17 protein-coding genes are annotated in these 15,729 nt (G+C 65.4%); 5 read left to right on the top strand and 12 right to left on the bottom strand.

Annotated elements, in window-relative coordinates:
• Window positions 1-35: 35 nt before the first annotated feature.
• From ACWGSM_RS08805 to ACWGSM_RS08780, 6 genes are all read right to left on the bottom strand, one after another.
• A complete protein-coding gene (locus ACWGSM_RS08805) occupies window positions 36-569 on the bottom strand; it encodes a signal peptidase II (protein ID WP_452322537.1) in 534 nt (177 codons plus the stop codon).
• On the bottom strand, window positions 566-1,177 hold the full coding sequence (locus ACWGSM_RS08800) for a cadmium resistance transporter (RefSeq protein ID WP_452322536.1): 612 nt from the start codon (window positions 1,175-1,177) through the stop codon (window positions 566-568). The genes ACWGSM_RS08805 and ACWGSM_RS08800 overlap by 4 nt, the downstream gene beginning before the upstream one ends.
• The gene (locus ACWGSM_RS08795) at window positions 1,177-3,126 is read right to left on the bottom strand and encodes a heavy metal translocating P-type ATPase (RefSeq protein ID WP_452322535.1); all 1,950 of its coding nucleotides are present in this window, start codon (window positions 3,124-3,126) and stop codon (window positions 1,177-1,179) included. The genes ACWGSM_RS08800 and ACWGSM_RS08795 overlap by 1 nt, the downstream gene beginning before the upstream one ends.
• Window positions 3,084-3,443 carry a Cd(II)/Pb(II)-sensing metalloregulatory transcriptional regulator CmtR gene (cmtR, locus tag ACWGSM_RS08790; protein WP_428907926.1) on the bottom strand — a complete coding sequence of 120 codons (360 nt, stop codon included), beginning with the start codon at window positions 3,441-3,443 and terminating at the stop codon, window positions 3,084-3,086. The genes ACWGSM_RS08795 and cmtR overlap by 43 nt, the downstream gene beginning before the upstream one ends.
• Window positions 3,444-3,549: 106 nt before the next feature.
• Complete coding sequence (locus tag ACWGSM_RS08785; RefSeq protein ID WP_452322534.1) at window positions 3,550-4,950, bottom strand: FAD-dependent oxidoreductase; 1,401 nt, start codon at window positions 4,948-4,950, stop codon at window positions 3,550-3,552.
• Between the two features lie 11 nt (window positions 4,951-4,961).
• Window positions 4,962-5,723 carry an MIP/aquaporin family protein gene (locus ACWGSM_RS08780; RefSeq protein WP_452322533.1) on the bottom strand — a complete coding sequence of 254 codons (762 nt, stop codon included), beginning with the start codon at window positions 5,721-5,723 and terminating at the stop codon, window positions 4,962-4,964.
• A 48-nt stretch (window positions 5,724-5,771) separates the two neighbouring features.
• On the opposite strand from ACWGSM_RS08780, the gene ACWGSM_RS08775 reads away from it, so the two are divergent.
• Both ACWGSM_RS08775 and ACWGSM_RS08770 read left to right on the top strand, forming a co-directional pair.
• The gene (locus ACWGSM_RS08775) at window positions 5,772-6,446 is read left to right on the top strand and encodes an arsenate reductase/protein-tyrosine-phosphatase family protein (protein ID WP_452322532.1); all 675 of its coding nucleotides are present in this window, start codon (window positions 5,772-5,774) and stop codon (window positions 6,444-6,446) included.
• A 20-nt stretch (window positions 6,447-6,466) separates the two neighbouring features.
• The gene (locus tag ACWGSM_RS08770) at window positions 6,467-6,862 is read left to right on the top strand and encodes an arsenate-mycothiol transferase ArsC (RefSeq protein WP_452322531.1); all 396 of its coding nucleotides are present in this window, start codon (window positions 6,467-6,469) and stop codon (window positions 6,860-6,862) included.
• A gap of 273 nt (window positions 6,863-7,135) precedes the next feature.
• Here ACWGSM_RS08770 and ACWGSM_RS08765 read toward each other — a convergent pair whose 3' ends face one another.
• Window positions 7,136-8,455 carry an FAD-dependent oxidoreductase gene (locus ACWGSM_RS08765; RefSeq protein ID WP_452322608.1) on the bottom strand — a complete coding sequence of 440 codons (1,320 nt, stop codon included), beginning with the start codon at window positions 8,453-8,455 and terminating at the stop codon, window positions 7,136-7,138.
• 91 nt (window positions 8,456-8,546) lie between these two features.
• Here ACWGSM_RS08765 and ACWGSM_RS08760 point away from each other — a divergent pair, with 91 nt between their 5' ends.
• Complete coding sequence (locus ACWGSM_RS08760; RefSeq protein ID WP_452322530.1) at window positions 8,547-8,894, top strand: ArsR/SmtB family transcription factor; 348 nt, start codon at window positions 8,547-8,549, stop codon at window positions 8,892-8,894.
• Between the two features lie 250 nt (window positions 8,895-9,144).
• On the opposite strand, the gene ACWGSM_RS08755 is transcribed toward ACWGSM_RS08760, so the two are convergent.
• The 5 genes from ACWGSM_RS08755 to ACWGSM_RS08735 form a co-directional block, all read right to left on the bottom strand.
• Window positions 9,145-9,741 (bottom strand): DUF305 domain-containing protein, encoded by a 597-nt coding sequence (locus ACWGSM_RS08755; protein WP_337338537.1) that lies wholly within the window; start codon window positions 9,739-9,741, stop codon window positions 9,145-9,147.
• Window positions 9,742-9,897: 156 nt separating this feature from the next.
• The gene (locus tag ACWGSM_RS08750) at window positions 9,898-10,299 is read right to left on the bottom strand and encodes a four-helix bundle copper-binding protein (protein WP_452322529.1); all 402 of its coding nucleotides are present in this window, start codon (window positions 10,297-10,299) and stop codon (window positions 9,898-9,900) included.
• A 587-nt stretch (window positions 10,300-10,886) separates the two neighbouring features.
• On the bottom strand, window positions 10,887-11,693 hold the full coding sequence (locus ACWGSM_RS08745) for a F510_1955 family glycosylhydrolase (protein WP_452322528.1): 807 nt from the start codon (window positions 11,691-11,693) through the stop codon (window positions 10,887-10,889).
• Window positions 11,694-11,872: 179 nt separating this feature from the next.
• On the bottom strand, window positions 11,873-12,481 hold the full coding sequence (locus ACWGSM_RS08740; RefSeq protein ID WP_344820468.1) for a DUF305 domain-containing protein: 609 nt from the start codon (window positions 12,479-12,481) through the stop codon (window positions 11,873-11,875).
• Window positions 12,482-12,572: 91 nt separating this feature from the next.
• On the bottom strand, window positions 12,573-12,941 hold the full coding sequence (locus ACWGSM_RS08735) for a DUF6153 family protein (RefSeq protein WP_425562787.1): 369 nt from the start codon (window positions 12,939-12,941) through the stop codon (window positions 12,573-12,575).
• Between the two features lie 244 nt (window positions 12,942-13,185).
• Here ACWGSM_RS08735 and ACWGSM_RS08730 point away from each other — a divergent pair, with 244 nt between their 5' ends.
• Together ACWGSM_RS08730 and ACWGSM_RS08725 are read left to right on the top strand one after the other, a co-directional pair.
• Window positions 13,186-13,446 (top strand): YHS domain-containing protein, encoded by a 261-nt coding sequence (locus tag ACWGSM_RS08730; RefSeq protein ID WP_344820467.1) that lies wholly within the window; start codon window positions 13,186-13,188, stop codon window positions 13,444-13,446.
• Window positions 13,447-13,517: 71 nt separating this feature from the next.
• Window positions 13,518-15,728 (top strand): heavy metal translocating P-type ATPase, encoded by a 2,211-nt coding sequence (locus ACWGSM_RS08725; protein ID WP_452322527.1) that lies wholly within the window; start codon window positions 13,518-13,520, stop codon window positions 15,726-15,728.
• Window position 15,729 lies beyond the last annotated feature (1 nt).

Raw genomic sequence — 15,729 nt, 5'->3', positions numbered from 1 at the left:
GAGTTGATGGGTGTCCCACCACCGGACAAGCGATCTCACTCGGTGCTCTCATCGCCTGCACGGATCATGAAAAGTGCTCCGGTGATCGCTGCGGCGAAGATCACGATGTCAGCGACGTTCCCGATGAACCAGTTCCCGTAGGCGAGGAAATCCACGACGTGACCCCGGGCGAACCCGGGATCGCGGAAAAGGCGGTCGCCTGCGTGTGAGGCGGCAGCTCCACCGAGCGCACCGACGACGATGGCCCACCCCAGCCGTCGCACTCGGAACGCGAACACGATCGCTGTGACCGTGGCGGCAACAGCGAGCAGCGCGAACACCCAGGTGAAGCCTTCGCCGAACGAGAACGCCGCTCCCGGGTTATAGGCGAGCTGGAAACCCAGCAGGTCACCGATCAGCGGGATGCGCTCACGCTCGGTGAGGGTCGCTTCGGCCCACACCTTGGTTCCCTGATCAATCAGCACGACAACCACGGCGATCAAGAGCGCTCCACCAGTGAGCTGCCACCGCCGCGTCGACGACAGCTTGCGGACAGCGGGCGGGTGAGCCTCATTCTGGGAGGAGGTCATGCGAGCACCTCGATCAGACGGACAATGACCCCAGATTCGATCAGAATGAACAAGCCCAGACCGATGAACACGGCCGGTACGAGCCAGTGCTCGACACGCTCCAGCCCCTCGGTGACAGCCTTGTTGGTACCGATCAGCCGACCGGCCGCACACCAGACCGCGACGAGGATCAGGAACACGACAATCATGATCGCGACGTCGCCGGGGGCGCTGGTGCGGAAGATCGGCGTGTAGAGGGAGATGTTGTCGGCCCCGTTGGCGATCGTGATCCCGGCGACGCCCCAGAGTCCGACCGCGGTGATCTTGGCATCGTCATCGTCATCGTCATCGCCGTTGCGACGCAAGCCGCGCACGAGCGTCCAGATGCCGATGCCGAGCGGGATCAGCCCGAGGAAGCCCACCCATTCGTCCGGGACGATGGTGAGGCCGAGCGCGGCGATCACGCTGATCACGACGAGGGTGATGAACCCGAGGTACTGGCCTGCGACGATCTGCCACGGTCGCGGCTTTCCTCGGCTGGAGGCGAGGAACAGCACGGTGAGAACGACAATGTCGTCGATGTTGGTCGCAGCGAACAGGCCGATCGCTGATCCGATGGTCGCGAGCATCAGCTCTTCACTCGCGGAGTGCGGGCGGCGCGCAGGCCGTTGAGGATAACGATGACCTCGGCGACCTCGTGGACCAGGACGACGGCTGCGAGCCCCAGCACGCCGAAGAGCGCGAGCGGGAGCAGTGCGGTGATGATCAGCAGCGACAGGATGATGTTCTGGTTGATGATCCGTCGACCTCGGCGGGCGTGGTCGAACGCGCGCGGGATGAGACGCAGATCATGGCCGGTGAAGGCCACGTCGGCGGATTCGATCGCTGCGTCAGAGCCGGTCGCTCCCATCGCGATGCCGACGTCCGCGCCGGCGAGGGCCGGGGCATCGTTGATTCCGTCACCGATCATCGCGACCGGCCCTGCCTTCGACAGTTCTGCGATCGCGGCCGCCTTGTCCTCGGGACGCAGCTCGGCTCGCACGTCACTGATCCCGGCCTGCGCAGCAAGCGCGCGAGCAGTCCGGGCGTTGTCACCGGTGAGCATCGTCACGCCGACGCCCTGACCGGTGAGCGTTCCGACCACCTCGGGGACTTCTGGGCGCAGTTCGTCACGGACGCCGATCGCGGCGACCGGCGTCCCGTCACGATGCACGATCACGACCGTCATGCCCTGCTCTTCCAACTCCGCGACCCGCTCCGCGAGGTCGCCGGCGTCCAACCAGCGGGGACTGCCGACGGTGATTCGCGATCCGTCGACGGTGCCATCGATGCCGTGCCCGGCCTGCTCAGTCACATCTGCAGCTGCTGGAGTCCCCGGCGCCGCGGCAGTGATCGCTGAGGCGAGAGGATGGGTGCTGTGCTGCTCCAACGCGGCCGCCCAGGCCAGTGCCTGGGTCTCGGTCACGCCGTTCGCCGTGAGCACGGCGGTGACCGCCGGTTCGTTGCGGGTGAGGGTGCCGGTCTTGTCGAGGGCAACGTGTCGGACGGTGCCGAAGCGCTCGAAAACGGCGCCGGACTTGATGATCACGCCGAACCTGCTCGCCGCACCGATCGCCGCGACGACCGTCAGCGGCACCGAGATCGCGAGTGCACACGGAGAAGCGGCGACTAGCACGACGAGCGCGCGAGTGATCCACACCTCCGGATCGCCCAGCAGCGACCCGATGATCGCGACGAGTGCCGCGAGGATCAGAACACCGGGAACGAGCGGGCGGGCGATCCTGTCCGCGAGACGAGCACGCTCGCCCTTCTCGGTCTGTGCTCTCTCTACCAGCTCCACGATCGTCGTGAGCGAGTTGTCGGTGCCAGCAGCCGTCGTCTCGATCTCCAGTGCGCCGGCGCTGTTGATCGCACCGGCCGACACTGCATCGCCGGGCTCCACCTCGACCGGGATCGATTCCCCGGTGATCGCTGAGGTGTCCAGGCTGGAGCGACCAGAACGCACGACCCCATCGGTGGCGATCCGCTCGCCCGCGCGGACCACCATGATTTGGCCGACCGTCAGCTCTCTTGCCTGCACCTGCACGGTGGTGCCGCCCTGCAGCACGGTTGCCGTCTCCGGCACGAGCTTGAGCAGTGCGCGGAGCCCGCCGCGGGCGCGGTCCATCGCCTTGTCCTCGAGCGCCTCAGCGATCGAGTACAAGAACGCGAGAGCTGCGGCCTCCTCCACGTAGCCGAGGATGACTGCACCGATGGCGCTGATCGTCATCAGTAGACCGATGCCGAGCTTGCCCTTGAACAGCTTTCGAACCGCGCCCGGCGTAAACGTCGAGGCACCCAGCAGCAGGCCGACCCAGAACAGCACTAGCGCCGGGATCTCCTGGCCGGACCACTCCAAGATCAGGCCGGCCAGGAATGCGACTCCGGAGAGAACCGGCACCATAATTCCGCGGTCTCTCCACCAGGGTCGCTCGGCCTCTTCGATCTCCTCCTCCGCCATGCTGGCAGGCTCGTGCTCGCAGCCACATGCCGCGCTCACGCGTTCGCCCCTGTCGCACAGCAACCAGCCACCGTGCATGCAGTGTCCACGCACGGCGCGTGCTCATCCACAGCCAGCGTCACGTCTACGAGCGCGACGAGCGCTGCGGCGAGATGCGGGTCGGCGATCTCGTAACGAGTCTGGCGGCCCTCTGGCTCAGCGACGACGATTCCGCAATCGCGCAGGCACGTCAGGTGATTCGACACGTTCGAACGGGTGAGTACCAGATCGCGCGAGAGGACGGCCGGATAACTGGGCCCTTCGAGCAGGGTCATCAGGATCCGTGAGCGCGTCGGATCAGCCATCGCCCGGCCAAGCCGGTTCATTACATCGATACGGGAAGCAATAGTCAGCACACGCTGAACTATACAGTCACCGGTGACCAATCGCCAAAGCTCGAAAGAGGACTGGGGGGCTTCTAGCGTCGTTCGGTGGACCGGAGTGCCCCCCTCCAGAGCGATCCTAGGCAGCAGGCTGACGCAGCGCCGATGCCGACCGCCGCGTTTCCCGCTCCCACGCCTGGGTTGCGACCTGCACAGCGTCCCAGGGGGAGCCGAGCGGGGGCGTGTAGGAGAGGTCGAGGTCACTCATCGTTGCGACGGTCATGCCGTGGTGCAGAGCTGTGGCGTAGGTGTCGACGCGCTTAGAGATTACCGCGCCGCGGGTGCCGACGAGCTGCGCGCCGAGCAGACGGCCGTCGTTGGTGTCTCCGGTGATGCGGATACTGATGGGCGTGGCGCCCGGGTAGTACTGCTTGTGGTCGTCCGCGATCGCGGTGTGACTGTGCGGGGCAAAACCGGCGGCTGTCGCTTCGTGGTCACGAAGCCCCGTGCGTGCGGCCACGACGTCGAAGACCTTCACGACCTGAGTGCCGAGGCTCCCGGCGAACCGTGTATCCCCACCGATCGCGTTCTCCCCCGCGACGCGTCCCTGCTTATGCGCCGTGGTGCCGAGAGGAAGGTATGTGACGCCGAGCAGGCGGTGATGGGTGACCACCCCGTCGCCGGCCGCCCACACGTTCGGCAGGCCGGTACGCATCCGCTCGTCGACGACGACAGCGCCGCCCGCTCCCATGGTTGCGCCGGCTGCGGCGAGAAGGCTGGTGTTGGGTCGCACGCCGACGACGACGAGCACCACATCAGCGGTGCGGGAGAACGCTTCACCTTCGCGGTTTCCGACCACGGCAATTCGTCCGGCTTCACGAGTGACGGCCTCGACGCGCGTGCCGGTGAGGACGTCGACGCCGTGTCGGGTGAGTTCGTCGTGGACGAGGGAGCCGAGTTCGGGATCGAGGGTGGAGAGGACTTCGGGGCCGCGCTGCAGCTGGGTGACCTGAAGGCCCCGCACAGTGAGCGCTTCGGCCATTTCGAGGCCGACGTAGCCAGCTCCGACGATGATTGCCGTCTCGGGCTGATGTTCGTCGAGGTACTTCTCGAGCGCGAACGTGTCGCCCATTGAGTGCAACAGGTGCACGCCGTCGTCGGGGCCGAGCTGGTCAAGACCTGCGATGCCGGCGGTTGACGGGGATGCTCCGGTGCCGACCATGAGTTCGTCGTAGGCGATCGTTGATTCGCTGCCGTTCGCGTCGCGGACCGTGAGTCGTCGGCCGTAGACGTCGATGCCCGTGGCGAGGGTGTCCAGTCGGAGGTTCATGCCGGTGGCTTCGAGGTCCGCGTGGGTGCGGTGGGCGAGGGACTGCCAGGGCTGCACTTCGCGGGAGAAGTAGTACGGGATGCCGCAGATCGAGAAGTTCGGGTAGGCGTCGGCCACGACGACGGTGACGTCGACGGACGGGTCGAGTTCGCGGGCGCGGAGGGCGGTGGAGATTCCGGCGTCGCTTCCGCCGATCGCTACAAGATGCATGAGGATGCCTTTCAGGGCTGGTTTTCGAGTTGCTGAGGGACCACGACGTCGCCGGCCGTGCGGGAGGCAGTCGGGTAGAGGGCGAGCAGCACAGCGAGGCCGACCGCGGCTCCGACGAGCTGTGCAGTGATGAACGGCGCGACAGAGGCGGGTGCGATGCCGGCAAAGGTGTCGGTGAACGTGCGGGCGATCGTCACCGCGGGATTCGCGAACGAGGTAGAGCTTGTGAACCAGTACGCCGCGCCGATGTACGCACCGACTGCGGCCGCCGTGGTCGATCCCTTGCCCGTGCGCGCGAGCGCGAAGATCAACAGCACCAGTCCCGCCGTGGCGACCACCTCCCCGACCAGGTGTCCACCGGTCGCGCGGTCGTTCGATGAGAGCGCGGGGGTGGCGTCGAACATCACTCCCGCCAAGAACGTTCCGGCGATCCCGCCGAGAACTTGCGCGAGCACGTACGGGGCGAGGTCGCGCAGCGGGAGTCCCGTCCGGGCGCGGCGTCCGAGCAGCCAATCCGCAATCGACACCACGGGGTTGAAGTGCGCGCCAGATACGGGGCCCAGCGTGAGGATCAGGACTGTCAGACCGAGCGCGGTGGTCAGGCTGTTCTCCAGCAGTTGGAGGCCGACGTCATCCGGTGAGAGGCGCTGCGCAGCGATGCCGGAACCCACAACGATCGTGACGAGCAGGCCGGTTCCAAGGAACTCGGCAGCAGCTCGGCGCAGCATGTGAGGTCGCGCGGGCTCGGACGGGGAGCGGGTAGCAATGTTCATGTCGGCTTATCTTGACCCGAGAGGGGTAGTTCAGTCAAGATTGAAACAATGAACACTGAACGAACTTATCAGGTGGAGGCTCGGGCGGCGAAGCACGCCGCGCTGGGTGACCCATCTCGCTTGCGGATCGTCGACCGTCTCACGCTGGGCGACCTCTCCCCCACCGAAATCGGGGTGACGTTGGGCCTTCCCTCCAACCTCGTCACACACCATTTGAATGTGCTGGAGTCCGTGGGGATGGTCTCGCGTTCCCGCTCGGAGGCTGACAAACGGCGCAGCTACGTTCGCCTAGCCGAAACCGCACTTCGCGGGCTCACCCCCGGCCGAGTGGAGCGCGCAGATCGCATCGTATTCGTCTGTACGGCGAACTCCGCCCGGTCGCAGCTTGCTGCGGCATTGTGGTCTACCCGCAGCAGCATCCCGGCATCATCGGGAGGAACGCACCCAGCCGAGCGGATAGATCCGGGCGCGGTTGCCACAGCCGAGCGCCACGCCCTCGCGCTGCCAACGGAGTCACCGCGCGCCCTAACTTCGGTACTGACCGATTCGGATTTCGTGGTGACGGTGTGCGATAACGCTCACGAAGAACTCGGCGTCACGGGGCACCTGCACTGGTCGATCCCCGACCCCGTGCGGATCGGCACCGATGACGCCTTCGATACCGCATACGACGAGCTGGAGCGCCGCATCGCGGAACTCGCTCCCCGTCTCGCCGCCAGCTGACCCAACCCGGAAGAGAACCTGTGACTGACGCTCCCCCAACCGTCCTTTTCATCTGCCAGCACAACGCCGGCCGCTCGCAGCTCGGCGCAGCGCTCCTGGAGCACCTGGCCGGCGACCGTTTCACCGCGACGTCGGCGGGCCTCTCCCCCGCCGATGAAGTGAATCCGGCCGTGGCCGCCACTGTCGCAGAACTCGGAATGAACATCACCGATCGCGTGCCGCGCGCCGTCACCGTCGACGACCTGGACGCCGCCGACGTCGTGGTCCTGATGAAGCCCGGGCTCACCCTGCCGTCGACGCCTCGCGGGGAACTTCTGGAGTGGTCGTTCCCCAACCCGGAATCGTGGGACGCTGACGCTGTTCGCCCGCTGCGCGAAGCGGTGGCCGAGAAGATTCGTACGGCGATTCTCACCTGAGAAGCGCCGTACGAACCCGGCCCCGGCGCGGCTGCTCAGCAGGCGACCGCGGTGGCGCAGCATGCGACGGGCGATGGGCGAGCCACGCGGCCGAACAACGACACCTTCCACCATCGCTGCACGCGGGAGCGCCAGCCTTCCCGCGGAGTCCCGTGTATTGCGTCGATTCTCTCCCGCGCCACACGCTGAAACTCCAGCCGCCGCGTTAGTCCGATTTCCCTCCGCTTGTAGACCTCGAAAGCGAAATGCGGGTCCATCGTCGACTCCCTCTCGTCAGACGGATGCCGGCATGCGGCCGATCTGGAGGACCTGAGCGGGCGGCGCGCAGCACGAACCGCCCAGCGATGCCCCGGATGCGTCAAACAGTCCCGCCCCACCGCACACTCCCGTGTCCGGCAGCACAAGCTCGACTCGGCGCGCGGCCTCGTGATCGCCGGCCAGCTCAGCGACGACACTGCGGACCTGCTCATACCCGGTCAGAGCGAGGAAGGTGGGTGCTCGGCCATACGATTTGGCGCCGACCAAGTAGAAGTCCGGTTCTGGCTGAGCCAGGTCGACCGCGCCCGTGGCGGCGACGGAGCCACACGAGTGCACGTTGGGATCCACTTCCGCGGCGATACGCACCGGAGCTTGCAACGTCGCGTCCAGCTCCAGACGCAGCTCCGACAGGAACGATAGATCCGGGCGGAAACCGGTCAAGACCACCACCCGATCGGCGGTGAGGGTGCGGCCGTCTTCGGCGACCAGCACCGGCCGCTCACCGTCGCGGGTGACACGCTCCACGCGGAACCCCGTGACGAGAGAAACCAGGCCGGCGTCGACGAACTCCTCAGCCCTGATGCCGAGCGCGCCGCGAGCGGGCAGCTCGTCGGCCTCGCCGCCTCCGAAAGCGTTGCCCGCGGCAGCACGCCGCAGCGCCCAGGTCACTGTCGTGTTCGGGTCGCGGCGCGCCATCTGCCCCAGCGCCAAAACGGCGGTGACCGCTGAGTGGCCGGACCCGATGACCACGGTGTGCTTGCCACCGAACTGCTCACGATCGCGGAAGTCGGGAATGCGGTACGACAGCAGATCCGCGGAGGCCTGTTCTCCGAGTGCGGGCAGGCCGTCAGCACCAGCGGGGTTCGGAGTAGCCCACGTGCCCGACGCATCGATGACCGCCCGAGCCTGCAACCGATACTCGTCGCCTTCCACGGGCTGCACGTGCACGGTGAACGGCTGCTCTCCACGACCCGCGTCGACAAGTCGGTCACGCCCAAGGCGAGACACTCCGACGACTCGCGAACCGAAGCGGATGCGCTCGCCCAACTCGGCGGCGAGGGGTGCGAGATACCCGCTAATCCACTGCTCCCCTGTGGGATATCCCGTCGTGGGGGCGGTCCAGCCAGTGGGCTCGAGAATGCGAGCCCCGGCCGCATCAACCAGTTCCGGCCACTCAGAGAACAACCGCACGTGCCCCCACTCGCGCACAGCCGCGGCAGGGCCGTCGCCTGCTTCCAACACCACGACCGGGACATCGCGCTCCACCAGATGCGCAGCCGCGGCCAGCCCCTGCGGACCAGCACCGATAACAACGACGGGCAACGTGCTCTCCATCAGCCTTCTCCAATACGTATCGACAAACCTCGATGCATCGAGACTTGTCGATGCATCGACAAATGTCAATACGACGTGAGAGGATTCGATCATGCCCTCCCCTCTCACTCTCCTGCCGACCGATGTGGCGGTCTGCTGCTCGCCGGTTACCGGCGGGGTGCTCACGGCCGATGAAGCTGAGCGGATCGCCCACACGTTCAAAGCGTTGGGTGACCCGACGCGCGTGCGGCTACTCTCGCTCATCGCGGCATCCGACGGCGGCGAGGCCTGCATCTGCGACCTCACCGACCCCGTGGGACTGTCCCAACCCACCGTCTCGCATCACATGAAGCTGCTCGTCGATGCCGGCCTGGCAACCCGCGAACAGCGAGGGCGCTGGGCGTACTACCGAGTCGTCACCGACACACTCGAACAGGCATCCCGCTCGCTGAGCTCGTGAAACAGCCGCGCAGGTTCCTCCGAATACGCCGGTCTTGATTACGCCCGGTCACCAGTAGAGCCGTCAACTTGTTGCGCGACACTTCGGGCAGCGGGAGATGAGACACGCCGGAAACGCCTGCCGTATCGGGGTTGCGGTAAACGTTAGCGGTGGCCCCCCAGGCGCCCGCGCCGCGACCGCGCCGTAAACGATCGTTTCCGGCAGGCTCTCGGAGCACAAGCCATGATCGGCCGATTATCGCTACCAATCGTCATCCGTCGTCCGAGCACTGGCGGTCGGCTGCCCGTTCGAAGTCTGGAACGGGTCGGTCTTGCGCGTCCTCGGCCGTCAGCGCGAGTCCGTTGCTTTCGATGTCGGCGATGAGCCAGTCCATTTCGAGGATCTCCCGGCGCTGCGCTTCACTGATTTCAACCGCAAGTTCGCAGACGCGGACATCCTGCAGCTGTGCTCGCTCGGATCGGGTGATCGCGAGCGAGTGATGCGGAATCATTGCGCGCATGTACGCGGTGTCGTCGACGGTGATCTGGCTGCGGTCGAGGGCGATGCCTCCTCCGAGGAGGAGAACGCTGACGATGATGACCGCAATGTTCGCTTTCCTGTGCTTGTACATGTTGAGCATCCAGGCCAGCATGACCAGCCCCATGGCGCCGCCCATAGTGAGCGCCATGAAGACGCGGCTTTCGCTGAAGCGTATGTGCCCCCATTCCCACACTCCAGCGAACATCGTCCAATACATCACGACCATGCCGGTGAGAATCATCGCCGCGAATCGCAAGTACATCGTCAGCGATCCGTGCTTTTTCGTCCCCGCTTGTCGTCCACTTGTTTCGTGCGTGTCCTTCGACATATGCCTCACCTGTTCGTCTCAGCTCGTTGCGCGGTAGCGCGATTGATGACGACGTGTGGCGCAAGAGCGCTCGCTAGTCTGCTTCGGCTCGGTCAACGGGCATCACTGGATTGATGCGGGTAGCGAAGAACTGCAGGACGCCGTCGAGGTGGCTATTCAGAGCGTTGCGAGGAGCGCGACGCAGGCGTCTTCGCATCGCCGGCAGGCCGCAGCACACACCGTGCAGTGTTCGTGCATCGTGTGCTTCTCGCACTCGTCGGCGCAGCTCGCGCATGCCGTGCGGCACGCTTCGAGGGTCGCGCGGGTGAGGTTGGCGTCGTACCCGGTGTGCCTGGACAGGATGCGTCCGGTGGTTTCGCAGAGGTCGGCGCAGTCCAGGTTCGTGCGGATGCACTTCGTCAGCTCGGCAACCATTTCCTCGCTCAGGCACGCGTCGGCGCATGCGGTGCATGATTGCGCGCACTCAACGCACGCCTCGATACACTCCACCAGCACCTTCCGGTCAGCCTGACCAAGGTCCTTCGGGTAGGTGCGGAGCATTTCCGCCGCGACAGTCATAGTGGCTCCTCTCGTCATTGTGGAGTCTTCAAACTACGACCGCACCTCGCTCCCGAGGACCCCGTTGAATACCCCGGGAGGGCATGGTAGTTCAGCGGCAGATCATCGTCGCAGCGATTGCTGTGCGGTGACGATTATTCCGTTTCTGCAGCGTGACTGGGTGGAGTTCGAAGGATCAGAGCCAGGGCGGCAATGACCATGATTACGGCGATGTCAAAGCTGGCGATCGTGTACGTCCACCAAGCGACGTCGGTCGATTGGGCATCATTGATCAGATGCGCGAGCGCGAGGGCTGGACCGCAGATCAAGAGCATATATCCAAGACGCACGAGCCTTCGATGCGTCCGCTCCGCGGGACTGCGAGGCGAAGGCGCGCCGGGTGAGGACGAGTGCACGGCCGTCAGATGGTGTAGCGGGTCGAAGGGTGATCTGGAGCCGGTGGGGGTCATCAGAAGATCGCTCCAATCGCGAGAAAACTAGCAGCGGCGAGGAGGACAACGGCGATCGTCGCCACGATGACGAACAACACGAGGTTCCGAAAGGGGTTCTTGGGCGCTTTCACGAGGAATCCTTGGGCACGGGCCGCGTTATTGGGCGGGACTCAGCACAGTGGTGCTGTCCGGTGAGACTTCAACGATGCCCCGGTCATCGACGAGGATGACGCGGTCGTCGATGACAGTGAGGGCTTGAACGGCGCTTTGGAGCGATTCGAGCTGATGCCAGGTTCCATTTTCATCCTCTGTCCACAGGACGCCATCGGTGCCTGCGCCGAGAAGAGTGCCGTCAGTGCGAGCCTCCAGCGCGTAGAGCACAGGTGTTCCGTCGACTGGAGTGAATGTGTTACCGCCGTCGCTGCTGAAGAGAACGCCTTCTTCGGCTGCAGCGTATAAACCGGATTCGGTGACCGCGAGATCAGCGGCGCCGAGGGACGCACGCTCCGTCCAGTTGTTGCCCTCGTCTGTGCTGGTGAGCAGGTTCACTTGGCTAGAGGGGACGCCGTAGAGGGTGCCGTCCGGGGCCGCGGTGAGGATGTGGAAGTCGGTGGTTCCGTTGAGAGCAATAGGCGACCACGTGTTCCCGTAGTCGTCGCTGCGGATGATGCCGAGGTTGGGCGATCCGAGTTCGGCCGGGGTCTTTTCGCCGGGATGCCCGGAGGCGAACAGCGCGTCTCCCGAGACCGTGAATCCCATGGCGTCGAAGGCGTGACCGCCGATCGGGCCGGAGATATCCCCATCGGGTGTGAGAGTGAAGATTCCGTTGTGCGTGGCCACCAGCAGATCATCGCCCCGGGGATCTTCAGCGATGCCGTGGATGTGGTCGATGCGGGGAGCTGAGTCCGGGTTGCCGAGCGGTGTCGCGGTGCATCCGGTGGCGACAGTCGCCAGGACGGTCACAGTGACGGTTGCGAGAAGGAGTGAGCGTTTCATGATGGTTTCCGTTAGTGGCCTCAAGCGGGCCTGGCTTCACGACGCGCAGCAAGAGCACGCCGACGTCTGACTGCTGCCGCAATGGGGCAGCACGGATGACACAGATCTGGGCGGGACGATCGGATACCGGCCCGCCCGGAGGATTCCTACAGCTGGCCGAGGAGTTCCTGCATCGTGGCGATCTCCGCCGTCTGGTCGTCGATCACCTGTTGCGCGAGCTCGAGGACGTCCGGGTTCTGCGCATCATCAAGCGCCGTCTGCGCCATGTCGACGGCACCTTCGTGGTGCACGATCATCTGCTCCAGGAACAGGCTGTTCGCCTCGACAGCATCCGCGCTCTCCAACATGGTCATGTCCTCTTCGGACATCATGCTGTCGTCACCGCCCATCGAACCGTGATCCATGCCTCCCATGGAGTCGGGGTCATACTCCACACCCCAGTCTTCGAGCCATCCGAGCATCTTGTCGATCTCGGGGCCCTGCGCCGCCTTGATCTCCTCGGCAAGTTCCACCACGCGTGCGTCGGCACCGTCTTTAGCGAGCAGCATGTCGGCCATCTCGATCGCCTGCTCGTGATGAGGGATCATCATCGTGACGAACATCTCGTCAGCCTCGTTCGCTGCCGAAGTCGACGACGACTGAGACGGGGAGGTGGATTCGCTGGACGGTGCCGTGGTGTTGTCAGCGCAGCCGGTGAGAACCAGTGCAAGGGTCAGTACACCCGTACTGACAGCAACGGGAATCTTCTTATTCATGGTTGTTCCTTCGATACGTCGTGTGAGGGTTCGCAAATGATGGCGCCAGACGGCGCCAGGAATCCGACCTATCAGGGTCGGCGGCGACTACTCAGGTGCGACTTATCGAAAGGATCGTCAGCGAGGGTGCCCGGGGAGGGATCCCGATCGCTTCCCACCTCACCAGGCTTACACCACGGTGAGGGGGCAGCCCGTGACGATGAATCAATATCGGAGGGAGGAGGAGAAGCAGACCGGCAAGCAACGCCAGCACGCACGCAGTCAGCATCTCGTTGTGACCCTGCCCATGTCCGGTGCTCACATGACACGCACCCTCACACGCGGTGGACTCGCTCGCGACGGTTGACGCCGCTGCGGTGGCGTGCTCCTCCCCAGCTGCGGAGTGGGTGAGTCCGACGGATCCGTGTCCCGCAGGTTCGGAGGTGAAGGTATGCATCGCCAGCAAGCCGACGATAACCATCAGCGTGGCCCCGCCGAGCATCAACAACGCGCGCAACGACAGCTGCGGACGTGCGCCACGAACTGCGACGTGCATGCTCGGCCTCCTCCATTCCGTCCAGGATGCTAACACCACGATCTATGCGGCCACCCGCCCTGATCCTTCAGCGCCGCCATGTACATCCTAGTGCGGAATACCCCTAGGGGGTATATCGTTAGGCATACCGCCGCCGGACTCCGGTGTTTGAGAGAAAGAGGAACAAAACATGTCCGACTCCACTGGATCCTGCTGCAGCCGCAACAGCCACGGTTCCGTCGACGCCGAAGGACGCAAGGATCTCCTCACCCCGCCCGCGGAGGATCTCGCCGAATGTCCTGTGATGGTAGGCAGCACCGTCATCAAGGCGGATGCAGAAGTTGCCGGCCTGTACCGAGATTACGACGGCACCCGGTACTACTTCTGCTGCGCCGGATGCGGGCCCGCGTTCGACGCCGACCCGGCTAAGTACGCCACCGCTGCTGCCTGACACTGTTTCACCGTGCGAGGCACGCCACACAAGTCGGCCCCACGGTTCTCAATTCCGAGGAGGATAGGCCCATGAGCCACCCGCGTAACGACGGCGCAGAGCACACCCACGCACACCACGACCACGCGGCGTCGACCCCCGCAGTGACGACCGAAACTGACCACGATGCGCACGCGGGACATCAAGCAATGGCGCATGCACCGCAGTCAGACGCGGCCGCGCACAGTCATAGGGACCACGGAAGCGACAACGCGCCCTCCGGTCACAACACCCACGCTGGACACGGCGGTCATGCAGGCCATGGCGACCACGTCGGGCAGTTCCGTCGCCTGTTCTGGATCATGCTCGTCCTCGCTGTCCCCACGGTCGCGTTGTCGGGCATGTTCTCGATGATCCTGGGCTACACCCTCCCCGATATTCCGGGTCTGTCATGGGTATCCCCGGTGCTGGGCACTGTCATGTACGCGTGGGGTGGAAAGCCGTTCCTCGTCGGTGCAGTCAGCGAGCTCCGCGCTCGCAAGCCCGGCATGATGCTGCTCATTGGCCTCGCGATCACCGTCGCGTTCGCCGCCTCCTGGGGCGCGACGCTCGGGGTGCTCCATCACGAACTCGACTTCTGGTGGGAGCTCGCCCTCCTCATTGTCATCATGCTTCTCGGGCACTGGATCGAGATGCGCTCCCTCGCCCAGACGACTTCCGCCCTGGACTCACTCGCCGCTCTTCTCCCGGATGAGGCAGAGCGCGTCGAGAATGACCAGGTCGTCACGGTCTCACCGTCCGATCTCGTCGTCGGTGACGTCGTCATCGTACGGCCGGGTGGTAGCGTCCCCGCGGACGGGCGCATCGTCGACGGACGGGCTTCGATGGACGAGTCCATGGTCACGGGCGAGTCCCGCACCGTGGAACGCGGCAGCGGCGACCACGTCACAGCCGGCACCGTTGCCACCGATTCCGGGCTTCGCGTCGAGATCACCGCGACCGGCGACGACACGACCCTCGCCAGCATCCAACGTCTCGTCACTGAAGCGCAAAGCTCGTCTTCTCGTGCTCAGCGCCTCGCTGACACCGCCGCCGGATGGCTGTTCTGGTTCGCCCTGGGTGCTGCGGCGATCACCGCGATCGTCTGGACGTTGGTCGGCTTGCCTGACGCTGCTGTCATCCGCACGATCACGGTGCTCGTCATCGCGTGCCCGCACGCCCTGGGCCTGGCCATCCCGCTGGTCGTCTCCATCGCCACCGAGCGCGCCGCCCGGGGCGGCGTGCTCGTCAAGGACCGGCTCGCTCTCGAGAGCATGCGCACCGTCGATACAGTGCTGTTCGACAAGACCGGCACCCTCACCAAGGGCGAGCCCGTCGTCTCCGAGGTCTCCGTTGCCGATGGCGCCGACCCTGACCGGGTGCTCGCGCTGGCGGCCGCCGCAGAGGCCGACAGCGAGCACCCGCTCGCGAAGGCCATCGTCCGCGCGGCCGCCGACAGGAAGCTCACCGTCCCCCGAAGCGTCGAGTTCACCTCGTCACCTGCTGTGGGCGTTACGGCGACCGTTGAGGGGAAGATCATCCGAGTCGGGGGACCTCATCTGCTGTCCGAGGAGAACGCCGATGAGCTTCCGGTCGCCGATCAGTGGCGTGCGGATGGCGCGATCATCCTCCATGTCATCCAGGACGGGCGCGTCGTCGGAGCCCTGAAGCTCGCCGACGAGGTGCGTTCGGAGTCCCGGGAAGCCGTCGACGCCCTTCACGCGCTCGGCGTGCAGGTCGTGATGATCACCGGCGATGCGGATGCCGTGGCTCGGGCTGTCGCGCAAGACCTCGGCATCGACCGCGTCTTCGCCGGAGTACGCCCGGAGGACAAGGCCGCAAAGGTCCAACAACTCCAGAACGAGGGCCGTAAGGTCGCAATGGTCGGCGACGGCGTCAACGACGCCCCTGCCCTCGCGCAGGCCGACGTTGGGCTGGCGATCGGTGCAGGCACAGATGTCGCGATCGCGTCGGCTGGTGTCATCCTCGCAAGCGACGACCCCCGCTCGGTACTCTCCGTGATCGAACTGTCACGGGCTTCGTACCGGAAGATGAAGCAGAATCTCTGGTGGGCTGCCGGATACAACATCATCTCCGTCCCCCTCGCCGCCGGCGTCCTCGCCCCCATCGGATTCGTGCTCCCGATGTCGGTCGGAGCGATTCTCATGTCACTATCCACCATCGTCGTCGCTCTCAACGCCCAACTGCTGCGCCGACTCGACCTCCGCCCCGACACCACGACCCGCGTCATCCTGAACCGCTGAC

This window comes from Microbacterium sp. NPDC055521, from assembly GCF_053619695.1.
Note: the sequence above shows the minus strand (reverse complement) of the source record. Positions and strands in the feature narration are given on the sequence as shown.

Coding starts and splice junctions, on each gene's coding strand:
- ACWGSM_RS08805 (WP_452322537.1), bottom strand. CDS start 569: ATGACCTCCTCCCAGAATGAGGCTCACCCGCCCGCTGTCCGCAAGCTG.
- ACWGSM_RS08800 (WP_452322536.1), bottom strand. CDS start 1,177: ATGCTCGCGACCATCGGATCAGCGATCGGCCTGTTCGCTGCGACCAAC.
- ACWGSM_RS08795 (WP_452322535.1), bottom strand. CDS start 3,126: ATGCACGGTGGCTGGTTGCTGTGCGACAGGGGCGAACGCGTGAGCGCG.
- ACWGSM_RS08785 (WP_452322534.1), bottom strand. CDS start 4,950: ATGCATCTTGTAGCGATCGGCGGAAGCGACGCCGGAATCTCCACCGCC.
- ACWGSM_RS08780 (WP_452322533.1), bottom strand. CDS start 5,723: ATGAACATTGCTACCCGCTCCCCGTCCGAGCCCGCGCGACCTCACATG.
- ACWGSM_RS08775 (WP_452322532.1), top strand. CDS start 5,772: ATGAACACTGAACGAACTTATCAGGTGGAGGCTCGGGCGGCGAAGCAC.
- ACWGSM_RS08765 (WP_452322608.1), bottom strand. CDS start 8,455: ATGGAGAGCACGTTGCCCGTCGTTGTTATCGGTGCTGGTCCGCAGGGG.
- ACWGSM_RS08760 (WP_452322530.1), top strand. CDS start 8,547: ATGCCCTCCCCTCTCACTCTCCTGCCGACCGATGTGGCGGTCTGCTGC.
- ACWGSM_RS08755 (WP_337338537.1), bottom strand. CDS start 9,741: ATGTCGAAGGACACGCACGAAACAAGTGGACGACAAGCGGGGACGAAA.
- ACWGSM_RS08750 (WP_452322529.1), bottom strand. CDS start 10,299: ATGACTGTCGCGGCGGAAATGCTCCGCACCTACCCGAAGGACCTTGGT.
- ACWGSM_RS08740 (WP_344820468.1), bottom strand. CDS start 12,481: ATGAATAAGAAGATTCCCGTTGCTGTCAGTACGGGTGTACTGACCCTT.
- ACWGSM_RS08735 (WP_425562787.1), bottom strand. CDS start 12,941: ATGGTTATCGTCGGCTTGCTGGCGATGCATACCTTCACCTCCGAACCT.
- ACWGSM_RS08730 (WP_344820467.1), top strand. CDS start 13,186: ATGTCCGACTCCACTGGATCCTGCTGCAGCCGCAACAGCCACGGTTCC.
- ACWGSM_RS08725 (WP_452322527.1), top strand. CDS start 13,518: ATGAGCCACCCGCGTAACGACGGCGCAGAGCACACCCACGCACACCAC.